This is a genomic window from Streptomyces sp. NPDC006997 (genome assembly GCF_040635175.1).
Classification (GTDB): Bacteria; Actinomycetota; Actinomycetes; order Streptomycetales; family Streptomycetaceae; genus Streptomyces.
Genome location: NZ_JBEYHH010000015.1, coordinates 102,462 through 114,824, shown reverse-complemented (window position 1 = coordinate 114,824; position 12,363 = coordinate 102,462). Strand labels below are relative to the sequence as shown.

General features: G+C 72.4%; 13 protein-coding genes. 10 read left to right on the top strand and 3 right to left on the bottom strand.

Annotated features, from left to right (window positions below; genetic code table 11):
* Positions 1 to 9 precede the first annotated feature (9 nt).
* The 4 genes from ABZ659_RS17060 (at position 10) to ABZ659_RS17045 (ending at position 3,947) form a co-directional block, all read left to right on the top strand.
* Positions 10 to 1,407 carry a DUF6421 family protein gene (locus ABZ659_RS17060; RefSeq protein ID WP_360219824.1) on the top strand — a complete coding sequence of 466 codons (1,398 nt, stop codon included), beginning with the start codon at positions 10 to 12 and terminating at the stop codon, positions 1,405 to 1,407.
* Positions 1,408 to 1,454: 47 nt separating this feature from the next.
* Positions 1,455 to 2,201: an SDR family oxidoreductase gene (locus tag ABZ659_RS17055; protein WP_360219821.1), complete on the top strand. Its 747-nt coding sequence runs from the start codon at positions 1,455 to 1,457 to the stop codon at positions 2,199 to 2,201.
* The gene (locus ABZ659_RS17050; protein ID WP_360219818.1) at positions 2,198 to 3,268 is read left to right on the top strand and encodes a low specificity L-threonine aldolase; all 1,071 of its coding nucleotides are present in this window, start codon (positions 2,198 to 2,200) and stop codon (positions 3,266 to 3,268) included. Before ABZ659_RS17055 ends, ABZ659_RS17050 begins: the two co-directional genes overlap by 4 nt.
* A gap of 73 nt (positions 3,269 to 3,341) precedes the next feature.
* The gene (locus ABZ659_RS17045; RefSeq protein ID WP_360219815.1) at positions 3,342 to 3,947 is read left to right on the top strand and encodes a transglutaminase domain-containing protein; all 606 of its coding nucleotides are present in this window, start codon (positions 3,342 to 3,344) and stop codon (positions 3,945 to 3,947) included.
* Between the two features lie 2 nt (positions 3,948 to 3,949).
* On the opposite strand, the gene ABZ659_RS17040 is transcribed toward ABZ659_RS17045, so the two are convergent.
* Entirely contained in the window at positions 3,950 to 4,678 is a 729-nt protein-coding gene (locus ABZ659_RS17040; protein WP_360219812.1) for a lysophospholipid acyltransferase family protein, read from the bottom strand.
* A gap of 241 nt (positions 4,679 to 4,919) precedes the next feature.
* Here ABZ659_RS17040 and ABZ659_RS17035 point away from each other — a divergent pair, with 241 nt between their 5' ends.
* From ABZ659_RS17035 to ABZ659_RS17015, 5 genes are all read left to right on the top strand, one after another.
* Complete coding sequence (locus ABZ659_RS17035) at positions 4,920 to 5,246, top strand: thioredoxin family protein (protein WP_360219809.1); 327 nt, start codon at positions 4,920 to 4,922, stop codon at positions 5,244 to 5,246.
* Between the two features lie 96 nt (positions 5,247 to 5,342).
* A complete protein-coding gene (locus ABZ659_RS17030; RefSeq protein WP_360219806.1) occupies positions 5,343 to 5,852 on the top strand; it encodes a flavin reductase family protein in 510 nt (169 codons plus the stop codon).
* 218 nt (positions 5,853 to 6,070) lie between these two features.
* Positions 6,071 to 6,856 carry an electron transfer flavoprotein subunit beta/FixA family protein gene (locus tag ABZ659_RS17025; RefSeq protein WP_360219802.1) on the top strand — a complete coding sequence of 262 codons (786 nt, stop codon included), beginning with the start codon at positions 6,071 to 6,073 and terminating at the stop codon, positions 6,854 to 6,856.
* A gap of 54 nt (positions 6,857 to 6,910) precedes the next feature.
* Positions 6,911 to 7,873: an electron transfer flavoprotein subunit alpha/FixB family protein gene (locus ABZ659_RS17020; RefSeq protein ID WP_360219799.1), complete on the top strand. Its 963-nt coding sequence runs from the start codon at positions 6,911 to 6,913 to the stop codon at positions 7,871 to 7,873.
* Positions 7,874 to 8,023: 150 nt separating this feature from the next.
* Complete coding sequence (locus ABZ659_RS17015) at positions 8,024 to 9,310, top strand: aldolase/citrate lyase family protein (RefSeq protein ID WP_360219796.1); 1,287 nt, start codon at positions 8,024 to 8,026, stop codon at positions 9,308 to 9,310.
* Positions 9,311 to 9,337: 27 nt separating this feature from the next.
* Here the strand turns inward: ABZ659_RS17015 and ABZ659_RS17010 are convergent, their stop codons facing one another.
* Positions 9,338 to 10,111 (bottom strand): hypothetical protein, encoded by a 774-nt coding sequence (locus tag ABZ659_RS17010; RefSeq protein WP_360220031.1) that lies wholly within the window; start codon positions 10,109 to 10,111, stop codon positions 9,338 to 9,340.
* Positions 10,112 to 10,144: 33 nt separating this feature from the next.
* Positions 10,145 to 11,209, bottom strand: a complete 1,065-nt coding sequence (locus ABZ659_RS17005; RefSeq protein WP_360219793.1) for a LacI family DNA-binding transcriptional regulator — start codon at positions 11,207 to 11,209, stop codon at positions 10,145 to 10,147.
* Between the two features lie 186 nt (positions 11,210 to 11,395).
* On the opposite strand from ABZ659_RS17005, the gene ABZ659_RS17000 reads away from it, so the two are divergent.
* A complete protein-coding gene (locus ABZ659_RS17000) occupies positions 11,396 to 12,349 on the top strand; it encodes an ROK family protein (RefSeq protein WP_360219790.1) in 954 nt (317 codons plus the stop codon).
* Positions 12,350 to 12,363: the final 14 nt, after the last annotated feature.

Sequence of the window (12,363 nt, the reverse complement as noted above, 5' to 3'; positions counted from 1 at the left end):
GGATGGGACATGACGGAAATTCTTGTGCAGGCGGCGACGGAGGGACGGGTTCCTCCCGCGACCAGGGTGGTGGAACACCCGGCGTGGCCCGTGCTCAAGGATGCGGTGGAGCGGATCCGGCCGTGGCAGTCCGAGGACGGGTCGATCGACTTCGACGCCGACGGGGCCCCCGCGCGCGCGGAGGCCGAGACCGCCGTACGCCGGATCACCGAGTCCGTCGAGGCGCTGACCGGACTGCTGCCGCACGACGCCGCCTACCACCGGGCCCTCGTCGCGGACCTGCGCGGGTGGGCCGAGGGCGGCTTCGGGGTGCCCGACTTCCTGGACTCGCTGCTCGCCTTCCACCCCGCGGCGGACCGCCGGGACGGCCTCCAGCACCTGGTCGTCTTCCCGATGTACACCCAGAACGGCAACCCCGACCGCAACCTGGAGGCGGTCGTGCTGCGCATGGTCTGGCCCGACTGGCTGGCCGAGCTGGAGCGCACCCGCTACGACAACCCGCTGTTCTGCGGCATCTCCTTCGAGGACTTCACCTCCGGCTACGACACCAACTCGGCCGTCCTCTTCCCGGAGACGATCGCCGTCCGTGAGGCCCCCGAGCGCTTCACCTGGGGCGGCATCTTCTGCGACCGCGAGGCCGCCCGCTTCCGCCGGGTCACCGCCGCCGCCGTCGACCTCCTCGGCCTGGAACTGCCCGAGGACATCGCCGCGATGGTCCACGACCAGAAGCGCAGCGAGGAGGCGTTCGTCCTGTGGGACATGGTCCACGACCGCACCCACAGCCACGGCGACCTGCCCTTCGACCCGTTCATGATCAAGCAGCGGCAGCCGTTCTGGATGTACGGCCTGGAGGAGCTGCGCTGCGACCTCACCGCCTTCAAGGAGGCCGTGAAGCTGGCCGACGAGGGCGTCCCGCAGGCCCGTGACGTGCAGTACGCCGTGCTGTTCGACCGGATGTTCCGCTTCCCGGTCACCGGCGCGCGCACCCGCAACTACGACGGCCTCGGCGGGCAGCTCCTCTTCGCCTACCTGCACAAGCACGACGTCGTCCGCTGGACCGACAACAAGCTGACCATCGACTGGCAGCGCGCCCCGCAGATCACCAACCAGCTCTGCGCCGAGATCGAGAAGCTCTACCGTGACGGCATCGACCGGCCCAAGCTGGTCCACTGGTTCGCCGGGTACGAGCTGGTCGCCACCTACCTGGCCCCGCACCCCGGCTCCAGGTGGGCCAAGGGCCCGGACGCCCTGGACCTGACCCTCCCGCCGCGCAAGCTCGTCGACGACGTGCTTCCGGACGAGTTTCCGCTGAGCATGTTCTACGAGGCGCTGTCCAAGAAGCTCAAGAACGTGATTGCCTCGACCAAGGGCATCACGGCGGAGAGCGCCGAGCGGGTCGCCGCGTGAGCGACGGCGCGCGCAGCACGGCCCGGACGGCTCAGGAGGCGAGGACCATGGGGAACGGCGCGCTCAACGGTGCGGTGATCGCGGTCGCCGGCGCGGGCGGACCCGCCGGGCGTGCGGCGCTGCGGCGGCTCGCCGAGGCGGGTGCGACCGTCGTCGGCGCGGACAACGACCCGGAACGGCTCGCCGAGGCCGTGGACGCCGCGCGGTACGCGCACGGCGGCGCCACCGTCACCGGCGAGACGGTCGACCTGCTCGACCTCGACTCCACCCGGGACTGGGCCGCGCGCACCGAGAAGGAGTTCGGCCGCGTCGACGGCCTGGTCCACCTCGTCGGCGGCTGGCGCGGCAGCGAGACGTTCGTCAAGACCAGCCTCGACGACTGGGACTTCCTGGAGCTGCTGCTGATCCGCACCGTCCAGCACACCTCGCTGGCCTTCTACGAGGGCCTCCAGCGCAGCGACCGCGGCCGGTACCTGCTGATCAGCGCCGCGGGCGCGACGAAGCCGACCGCGGGCAACGCCTCGTACGCCGCCGCCAAGGCCGCCGCCGAGGCGTGGACGCTCGCCCTGGCCGACGCCTTCCGCAAGGCGGGGGGCGAGCGGGGGCTGACGTCGGCGGCTGCGATCCTGGTGGTGAAGGCGTTGGTGCACGACGCGATGCGCGCCGAGCGCCCCCACGCGAAGTTCGCGGGCTTCACGGACGTCGAGGATCTCGCCGAGGCCGTCGTCGGCGTCTGGGACCGGCCCGCCGCCGAAGTGAACGGAAGCCGTCTGTGGCTCACAGAGAAGCCGTGAACCCTGCGAAGACCGACGCGCGTCGCCACCACGACCCCGAGGTCCGCGGTTTCGCCAGCGACAACTACGCCGGGGCCCACCCGGAGGTGCTCGCCGCCCTGGCCCTGGCCAACGGCGGCCACCAGGTCGCCTACGGCGAGGACGACTACACGCAGAACCTCCAGCGGATCGTCCGCAGCCACTTCGGCGCCACCGCCGAGGCGTTCCCGGTCTTCAACGGCACCGGGGCGAACGTCGTCGCGCTCCAGGCGGTCACCGACCGCTGGGGCGCGGTGGTGTGCGCCGAGAGCGCGCACATCAACGTCGACGAGGGCGGCGCGCCGGAGCGCATGGGCGGGCTCAAGCTGCTCACCGTGCCCACCCCGGACGGCAAGCTCACCCCCGAGCTGATCGACCGGCAGGCGTACGGCTGGGAGGACGAGCACCGCGCGATGCCGCAGGTCGTCTCGATCACCCAGAGCACCGAGCTGGGCACCCTCTACACCCCGGACGAGATCCGCGCGATCTGCGACCACGCCCACGCGCACGGCATGAAGGTGCACCTGGACGGCTCCCGGATATCCAACGCCGCCGCCTCCCTGGACGTCCCCATGCGGACCTTCACCAACGCGGTCGGCGTCGACATCCTCTCGCTCGGCGGCACCAAGAACGGCGCCCTGTTCGGCGAGGCGGTCGTGGTCGTCAACCAGGACGCCGTCCGGCACATGAGGCACCTGCGCAAGCTGTCCATGCAGCTCGCCTCCAAGATGCGCTTCGTGTCCGTGCAACTGGAGGCGCTGCTGGCGAAGGACCTGTGGCTGCGCAACGCCCGCCACTCCAACGAGATGGCGCAGCGCCTCGCCGAGGGCGTGCGGGCGGTGCACGGCGTGGAGATCCTCTACCCGGTGCAGGCCAACGCGGTCTTCGCGCGCCTCCCGCACGACGTGAGCGAGCGGCTCCAGAAGCGGTTCCGCTTCTACTTCTGGGACGAGACCGCGGGCGACGTCCGCTGGATGTGCTCCTACGACACCACCGAGGACGACGTGGACGCCTTCGTCGCCGCGCTCAAGGAGGAGATGGCCCGCTAAGCCTCTGCATAAGTATGCGGTCACCTGAAAAGTCATTGACTGTCGGGTGATCGCATACCTATGCTCTGCGGACATGCAGCTGATCCAGAACACCCCCGACCTCTCGGTATATCTCCAGGCCGACGAGGTCATCGACCACGAGCACCCGACGGTACGGGACACCGCGGCACGGCTCGCCAGGGGCGCCACCGACTCGTATGCCTATGCGCGGGTCGCCTACGAGTTCGTCCGCGACACCATCCCGCACTCCCAGGACTCCGGCGATCTGCGCGTCACCTGGCGCGCCTCCGACGTGCTCGCCCAGCGCACCGGCATCTGCTACGCCAAGGCCCACGCGCTCGCCGCGCTGCTGCGCGCCGAGGACATCCCCACCGCGCTCTGCTACCAGCGGCTGGCCGACGGCGACGGGACCGGACACGCCGTCCACGGACTGGTCGCCGTACGGTTCCACGGGGCCTGGCACCGGCAGGACCCGCGCGGCAACAAGCCCGGTGTGGACGCCCGCTTCTCCCTGGACGGGGAGCGGCTGGCGTGGGTGACCGACCCGCTGTCGGGCGAGGTCGACTACCCCGTGTTGTACGCCGAGCCGCACCCGCTCGTCCTGGACGCCCTCAGGAGCGCCCGGGACCGGCCGCACCTGTGGCGGACGCTGCCCACGGCGCTCGGTGCGGAAGGCTGACCTCAGCTCGCCTCGGCCGCGCGGACCTGCTCCGGCGTCGGGGCCGTGCCGCCGAGGTGGGCGGGCAGCCACCAGGAGTCGTCCGCGCCCTTGGGGCGGGCGGGGTAGGCGCGCTGGGCGGCGTCGAGCAGTTCCTGCACGCGCTCGCGCAGCCGCCGGGTGAGGGCGCCCGCGTACTGCTCCCGGGACGCCTCGATCGCCTCGCCGACCCGGATGGTCACCGGGATGTGGCTGCGCCTGAAGTTGCGCGGGTGGCCCTTCGTCCACAGCCGCTGGGTGCCCCAGACCGCCATCGGGACGAGCGGCACGCCCGCCTCCTGGGCCAGGCGCGCGGCGCCCGACTTGAAGCTCTTCAGCGTGAACGAGGGGGAGATGGTGGCTTCCGGGAACACCCCGATCACCTCACCCGAGCGCAGCGAGTCCAGGGCGTGCGCGTAGGCCGCCTCGCCCTGCTCCCGGTCGACCGGGATGTGCTTCATGCCGCGCATCAGCGGGCCGGAGACCTTGTGGCGGAAGACGGAGTCCTTCGCCATGAAGCGGACCAGGCGCTTCTGCGGCAGCGCGGCGAGGCCGTTGAAGATGAAGTCCAGGTAGCTGATGTGATTGCTCACCAGCACGGCACCACCCGAGCGCGGAATGTTCTCCGACCCCTTGCAGTCGATCTTCAGGTCCCACGCCTTGAACATCGTGAGGGCGAGACCGATGACGGGACGGTAGACAAGCTCGGCCATGGACGGTGGTGGCCCTTCCTTCTTCGCCTCTGCCTGGGAAGGGGATCCCGGCGGGAAAGTTACGCAGCCGTAGGTTTACGGCATCTCGCAGATCGTGCCCGAAGAACGCACGGGTAGCCAGCCCTGGTGCCGGTAACCGGGGAGATCCTCGTCACGTCCGCCCGGACGGCCGGGGAATCAACGCGCCACCGGGGGCGCTGAGACAGGGGACGGCCGGAGAGGGAGCAGCGGGAGGGGCGGTATGCGGGAGGACGGAGAACGGCTGCGCGCGGCCGACCTGGGCGGACCACTCGGCGAACGCGCCACCCTCGTGCAGTTCTCCACCGCGTTCTGCGCGCCCTGCCGCGCCACCCGGCGGGTCCTCGGCGAGGTCGCCGCCCTGGTCGAGGGCGTCACCCATGTCGAGGTCGACGCCGAGGCCCGGCTGGACCTGGTACGCGCCCTGGGCGTCCACAAGACGCCGACTGTACTGGTACTCGATGCCGGGGGCCGTATCGTGCGGAGGGCGGCCGGACAGCCGCGCAAGGCGGATGTGATCGCGGCACTGGGAGCGGCCGTCCAGGGGTGAGAGCGCTGGTGAGAGTCATCTCCCACTTCCTGGGACGAACTTGACTGTGCGGACCAACTATCGTCAGTCTGACTGTATGTCTGCGGAGACGACTCCATGACGGCAACGTCCGACCTCGGGGTACACCAGCTCGCCTCACCCGACCTGCTGCGGTCCGCCTTCCGGCACCACGCGGCCGGGGTCGCGGTGATCACCGCCCGTGGCGAGACGGGCCCCGTCGGCTTCACCGCCACCTCCCTGACCTCGGTCTCCGCCGAGCCCCCGATGCTCTCCTTCGGCATCAGCGGGGGCTCCTCCTGTTGGCCGGCGGTGTCCGCCGCCGACCACGTGGGCATCCACATCCTGGGCGAGCGCCAGCGCGAGCTGGCCGCCACCTTCGCCCGCAGCGGCGCCGACCGCTTCGCCGCCCCCACCTCCTGGCGGGAGGGCCCGGAGGGCGTTCCCGTCCTCGACGACGTGCTCGTCTGGCTGGTGTGCCGGGTGGTGGCGCTGGTGCCCGCGGCGGACAACCGGATCGTGCTGGCCGAGGTCGCCGGGGGCGACACCACGGGCACCGGTCGTCCGCTCCTCTACCACCAGGGCCGTTTCACCGGGCTGCGGGATTGACCACTCTCCGCCCCGCTCTGCGGAGCCGTCCTATTCCGGTTACGCTGCGTTGCGAAGGTCACAGTTCAAAGCGCTTGCTTAGCGGGCATGAACTAGGTGTACTGACGAGTAATATTCCGGTCGGAGCGCGGGCCGCCCCAACCGGGAATGGCCGCTTGGGGCGCCTATGCTGCCTGCAAGAGGCAGCCGAGAAATGACGATGCAGTAGGAGAGCCGGCGTGAGCTTGAGGATCGTTGTCACTGTGAAGTACGTGCCCGACGCCACTGGCGACCGGCACTTCGCCGATGACCTGACCGTCGACCGCGACGACGTGGACGGCCTGCTCTCCGAACTGGACGAGTACGCGGTCGAGCAGGCGCTCCAGATCGCCGAGGACGCCGACGACGCCGAGGTCACCGTCCTCACCGTGGGTCCGGAGGACGCCAAGGACGCCCTGCGCAAGGCCCTGTCGATGGGCGCGGACAAGGCGATCCACGTCGAGGACGACGACCTGCACGGCACCGACGCCATCGGCACCTCCCTGGTGCTGGCCAAGGCCATCGAGAAGGCCGGTTACGACCTGGTCGTCTCCGGCATGGCCTCCACCGACGGCACCATGGGCGTCGTCCCCGCGCTGCTGGCGGAGCGCCTGGGCGTCCCGCAGGTCACGCTGCTCTCCGAGGTCTCCGTCGAGGACGGCACCGTCAAGGGTCGCCGGGACGGCGACGCCGCGAGCGAGCAGCTGGAGGCGCGGCTCCCCGCGGTCGTGTCCGTCACCGACCAGTCGGGCGAGGCGCGTTACCCGTCGTTCAAGGGCATCATGGCCGCCAAGAAGAAGCCGGTGGAGTCCTGGGACCTCTCCGACCTCGACATCGACGAGGACGAGGTCGGCCTGGAGAACGCCTACACCACGGTCGACGCCGCGGCCGAGCGTCCCGCGCGCACCGCGGGCACGATCGTCAAGGACGAGGGCGAGGGCGGCAAGCAGCTCGCTGAGTTCCTCGCGGGCCAGAAGTTCATCTGAGCCCCAGTTCGCTGACCGCCCCTCATCTTCCGCAAGCAGGAGAGAAGAAGTCCCATGGCTGAAGTTCTCGTCTACGTCGACCACGTGGACGGCGCCGTCCGCAAGCCGACCCTTGAGCTGCTCACCCTCGCCCGCCGCGTCGGCGAGCCGGTCGCCGTCGCGCTGGGCAACGGCGCCGCGGACACCGCCGCCGCGCTCGCCGAGCACGGCGCGACCCGCGTCCTCACCCACGAGGCCGCCGAGTACGCCGACTACCTGGTCGTACCGAAGGTCGACGCCCTCCAGGCCGCCTACGAGGCCGTGTCCCCGGCCGCCGTGCTGGTGCCGTCCTCCGCCGAGGGCAAGGAGATCGCCGCCCGGCTGGCGCTGCGCATCGGCTCCGGCATCATCACCGACGCCGTCGACCTGGAGGCCGGTGACGAGGGTCCGGTGGCCACCCAGTCGGTGTTCGCCGCCGCCTTCACCACCAAGTCCCGCGTCACCAAGGGCACCCCGGTCATCACGGTGAAGCCGAACAGCGCCGCCGTCGAGGCCGCCCCGGCCGCCGGTGCGGTCGAGGCCCTGTCGGTGACCTTCTCCGAGAAGGCCACCGGTACGAAGGTCACCGCGCGCACGCCGCGTGAGTCGACCGGGCGTCCGGAGCTGACCGAGGCCGCGATCGTCGTCTCCGGTGGCCGCGGTGTCAACGGCGCCGAGAACTTCGCGATCATCGAGGCGCTCGCCGACTCGCTCGGCGCGGCCGTCGGCGCCTCGCGCGCCGCGGTGGACGCCGGCTGGTACCCGCACACCAACCAGGTCGGCCAGACCGGCAAGTCGGTCTCGCCGCAGCTCTACATCGCCTCCGGCATCTCCGGTGCCATCCAGCACCGCGCCGGTATGCAGACCTCGAAGACGATCGTGGCCGTCAACAAGGACCCCGAGGCCCCGATCTTCGACCTGGTGGACTACGGCGTCGTCGGCGACCTGTTCGACGTCGTCCCGCAGCTCACCGAAGAGGTCAAGACCCGCAAGGGCTGATCCCGCGCCAGCGCCACGAGGCCCCCGCGACCGACGCCGGTCGCGGGGGCCTCCGCGTCCGGGGGAAGGTGTTGACCGGCGGGAAGGGCGCCGGATAACTTCATTCAACAAATTGTTGATCTCGTATCGCGGAAGACGTGAGGACGTGGCATGGGCCAGGGGCAGCAGGAGCAGGTGGCGACGAGCCTCCCGGGCACCGTCACCGAGCAGGTCAGCGCCTCCCTCGCACCCGTCGACGCCGAACTGCGGCGCCGCTACCCCGGGGACCCCGGCACCCGCCAGCCCGTCCACACCGTCTACGTCCCCGGCGACGCCCTCACCGCCGACACCCCGCGCGCCTGGGGCGACCGCGCCCTCGCCGCCCTCGACGAGCACGCCCCGGACGCCGCCGCCCTCGCCGCCGTCCTCGGCCTCGACGACGACCTCGCCGAAGCCGTGTACGCGCGCGTGCGGGCCAAACTGGAACGCGAACCCGTGGAGGACCTCCGCGTCGACTTCGAGGACGGCTACGGCCCCCGCCCCGACGCCGAGGAGGACCGGACGGCCGCCCGCGCGGCCCGCCTGGTCGCCGCGGCGTACGCCGACGGCACCGCGGCCCCCTACACGGGCATCCGCGTGAAGTGCCTGGAGGCCGCCGTCCGCGACCGGGGCATCCGCACCCTCGACATCTTCCTCACCGGCCTGATGGCGTCCGGCGGGCTGCCCGACGGGCTGGTCCTGACCCTGCCCAAGGTGACCTACCCCGAGCAGGTCACCGCCATGGTCCGGCTCCTGGAGGCCTTCGAGGAGGCGCACGGCCTCGCCCCCGGGCGGCTCGGCTTCGAGATACAGGTCGAGACCAGCCAGGCCGTCCTCGCCGCCGACGGCACCGCCACCGTCGCCCGCATGATCCAGGCCGCCCAGGGCCGCGCCACCGGACTGCACTACGGCACCTTCGACTACAGCGCCTGCCTCGGCGTCTCCGCCGCCCACCAGGCCAGCGACCACCCCGCCGCCGACCACGCCAAGGCGGTCATGCAGGTCGCCGCCGCGGGCACCGGCGTACGCGTCTGCGACGGCTCCACCAACGTCCTGCCGGTCGGCCCCACCGAGCGGGTCCACGACGCCTGGCGGCTGCACTACGGCCTCACCCGCCGCGCCCTCGCCCGCGCCTACTACCAGGGCTGGGACATGCACCCCGGCCACCTGCCCACCCGCTACGCCGCCGTCTTCGCCTTCTACCGCGAGGGCTTCGCCGAGGCCGCCGCCCGCCTCGCCCGCTACGTCGGCCGCGCCACCGGCGACGTCATGGACGAACCCGCCACCGCCAAGGCCCTCAGCGGCTACCTGCTGCGCGGCCTGGACTGCGGCGCCCTCGACACCGCCGAGGTGTCCCGCGCGACGGCGCTCACGCGGGCCGACCTGGAGGGCTTCGCGCGGCCCCGGCGGGGGATCTGACGGCCGCGGGGGCGTGACCGGGCCCGTTCAGTGGGTTACGTAGGCCTCGAGTCCCGACCGCGTGACGAGCTTCTCCTCCGCCAGCAGCCGGGTCCCCCGGGCGCACAGCTCCGGGTTCCCGCGGGCGCGGGCACAGAACTCCTCGGGGGTCACCCCGAACAGCTCCCGCAACCTCGGCAGGGCCAGCAGGAGCTCGCTGAGGAGGGCGCGCTGGCCGGGGTGGCCGCGGGGGACGCCGGTGCCGTCGTGGAGGACGCCGTGCTGGTTGACGTAGACATGGGCACCCGGGAGGCGCTCGCCGCCGTCCAGTTCGACGCTCACCTCGCCGTCGGGCAGCCAGGCGCGGCGGTAGTTGCCGTCCGGCACGGGTACGCCCTCGCTGGCGTCGATGGCGGCGAGCTGGCGCGGGTCCAGCCAGAGGACGAACAGCTCGCGCACCGTCCCCGGCGCGCTGACCGGGGAGGCGCTGACGTAGCCCATCCGGCTCACGTGCGCGGAGACGCCGACGTCGACGCCGGTGACCCGGGCCCTGACCATGGGCAGCGGCCCGTCCACGCCGACCCGGGCCATCTTGTGGCGCAGCTGCCCGGGGCTGGCGTTGGAGCCGACGGCGAGGACCGGTGTGCGGTCCTCGTGCACCAGCCGGGTGAGGGGCAGGAACCGGTCGCCGTCCAGCAGCCCGGACTCCGACGGCCAGGCGCCGGGGTACGTCAGCGGGTGCTCGCGGGGCGCCGCGGCGAGACCCAGTGACTCCAGGGTGCGGTCGTCGACGGGCGCGGGGGTGTCGTCGTGAGGGTGCAGGGCCGTCTCCGGTCTACTCCGGGCGTGCGGGGTTCAGTCGGCCGGGGGGAGTTCACCCGAGCCGCGGGTGACGAGGCGGGTCGGCAGTTCTATCCGCTCCGGCAGCAGCAGGGTGCCGTCGAGCTGGCGGAAGAGGCGCTCGGCGGCGGTGCGGCCGAGGGCGGCGGAGTCCTGGGCCACGACCGTGACACCCGGCTGGAGCAGATCGGCCAGCTCGATGTCGTCGAAGCCGACGAGGGCGACCGGGCGGAGCTGTTCGGCGAGGACGCGGATCACGGTCACCGTCACCCGGTTGTTGCCGGTGAAGACCGCGGTGACCGGGTCGGGACCGGAGAGCATCTCCCGCGCGGACCGCCGCACCCGCTCCGGGTCGGTGACGCCGAGGGACATCCAGGCGTCCGCGACCGCTATCCCCGCGGCCTCCATCGCCGCCCGGTAGCCGCGCAGCCGCTCCGCCGCGGTGTGGATGCGGGGCATGTCGCCGATGAAGCCGATCCTGCGGTGCCCGTGCGCGATCAGGTGGGCGACGCCGTCGCGGGCGCCGCCGAAGTTGTCCGACAGCACCACGTCGGCGTCGATCTGCCCGGCCGGACGGTCCACGAAGACCGTGGCGACGCCCGCCTTCAGCTCGGGCTCCAGATAGCGGTGGTCGTCCCCGGCCGGGATCACGACCAGCCCGTCCACCCGCCGCGCGCACAGCGCGAGGACCAGTTCCTGCTCGCGGTCGGGGTCCTCGGCACTCGATCCGTTGATGAGCAGGGCGCCGTGCGCGCGGGCCACCTCCTCCACGGCCCGGCTGAGCGGCCCGTAGAACGGGTCGGCGAGGTCCTCCAGGACCAGGCCGATGCTCGCCGTACGGCCCTTGCGCAGCACCCGCGCGCTGTCGTTGCGGCGGAAGCCGAGCGCGTCGATGGCCTCCTGGACGCGGCGCTCCGTCTCCGGGGTGACCCCGGGCTCACCGTTGACGACGCGCGAGACCGTCTTCAGTCCGACCCCGGCACGCGCGGCGACGTCCTTCATGGTCGGGCGGTTGCCGTAGCGGTTCTCGGACCGGCGGTAGGTGTCGGGCACGTTTCGGCGTCCTGTCCTGTCGTTCACGGGGGTGCGTCGGCTCGTCGTTTGTATGAGGATGTGGCGTCGAGCATAGAGCCTGGACAACGTTGTCAGGCGCAGGGGACACTGTCCTCGCTGACTTCCGGCCCGCGCCCCCACCGCTGGACCGGCCTGCCCTTTTCCCCGCCGACGGGGGAAAGCCGACCTGGTTGACGGGGAGTTCTGAGACTCATGCACACCGATCTCGTGGCCGCACTCGACATCGGCGGGACCAAGATCGCCGGAGCGCTGATCGACGGTCACGGCCGGATCCTGGTGCGGGCGCAGCGCCCGACGCCCGCCCAGCAGGGCGGCGACACCGTGATGCGGGCCGTCGAAGAGGTGCTCGGCGAGCTGACCGCCGCGCCGCTGTGGGCCCGCGCGGGCGCCGTGGGCATCGGCAGCGCGGGGCCGGTGGACGCCTCCGCGGGCACCGTCAGCCCGGTGAACGTGCCCGGCTGGCGGGACTACCCGCTGGTCGAACGGGTCCGGGCGGTGACCGGGGGGCTGCCGGTCGAGCTGATCGGCGACGGCGTCGCGATCACCGCCGCCGAGCACTGGCAGGGCGCGGCACGCGGGCACGACAACGCGCTGTGCATGGTGGTCTCCACCGGCGTCGGGGGCGGTCTGGTCCTGGGCGGCCGACTGCATCCCGGGCCCACCGGCAACGCGGGTCACATAGGGCACATCAGCGTCGACCTCGACGGTGACCCCTGCCCGTGCGGGGCGCGCGGCTGCGTCGAGCGCATCGCGAGCGGCCCGAACATCGCCCGCCGGGCGCTGGCGGACGGCTGGCGCCCCGGCCCCGACGGCGACACCTCCGCCGCCGCGGTGGCCGCCGCGGCCCGGACCGGGGACCCGGTGGCGGTGGCCTCCTTCGAGCGGGCCGCGCGGGCGCTGGCCGCCGGGATCGCCGCCACCGCGACCCTCGTCGAGATCGACATCGCCGTGATCGGCGGCGGCGTCGGCAAGGCGGGCGACGTCCTCTTCGCCCCGCTGCGCAAGGCCCTGGGCGACTACGCCACCCTCTCCTTCGTCCGCCACCTGACCGTGGCCCCGGCCCGGATGGGCACGGACGCGGGCCTGGTGGGGGCGGCAGCGGCGGTGCTGGTGGGGCGGGAGAGGGCGGCCGCGGCAGGGGTGTGACGGAGGGGCCCGCG

Bases quoted from the DNA above. Each gene is read 5' to 3' on its own strand.
- ABZ659_RS17060 (WP_360219824.1), top strand. From the start codon at position 10: ATGACGGAAATTCTTGTGCAGGCGGCGACGGAGGGACGGGTTCCTCCC.
- ABZ659_RS17055 (WP_360219821.1), top strand. From the start codon at position 1,455: ATGGGGAACGGCGCGCTCAACGGTGCGGTGATCGCGGTCGCCGGCGCG.
- ABZ659_RS17045 (WP_360219815.1), top strand. From the start codon at position 3,342: ATGCAGCTGATCCAGAACACCCCCGACCTCTCGGTATATCTCCAGGCC.
- ABZ659_RS17040 (WP_360219812.1), bottom strand. From the start codon at position 4,678: ATGGCCGAGCTTGTCTACCGTCCCGTCATCGGTCTCGCCCTCACGATG.
- ABZ659_RS17035 (WP_360219809.1), top strand. From the start codon at position 4,920: ATGCGGGAGGACGGAGAACGGCTGCGCGCGGCCGACCTGGGCGGACCA.
- ABZ659_RS17030 (WP_360219806.1), top strand. From the start codon at position 5,343: ATGACGGCAACGTCCGACCTCGGGGTACACCAGCTCGCCTCACCCGAC.
- ABZ659_RS17020 (WP_360219799.1), top strand. From the start codon at position 6,911: ATGGCTGAAGTTCTCGTCTACGTCGACCACGTGGACGGCGCCGTCCGC.
- ABZ659_RS17015 (WP_360219796.1), top strand. From the start codon at position 8,024: ATGGGCCAGGGGCAGCAGGAGCAGGTGGCGACGAGCCTCCCGGGCACC.
- ABZ659_RS17000 (WP_360219790.1), top strand. From the start codon at position 11,396: ATGCACACCGATCTCGTGGCCGCACTCGACATCGGCGGGACCAAGATC.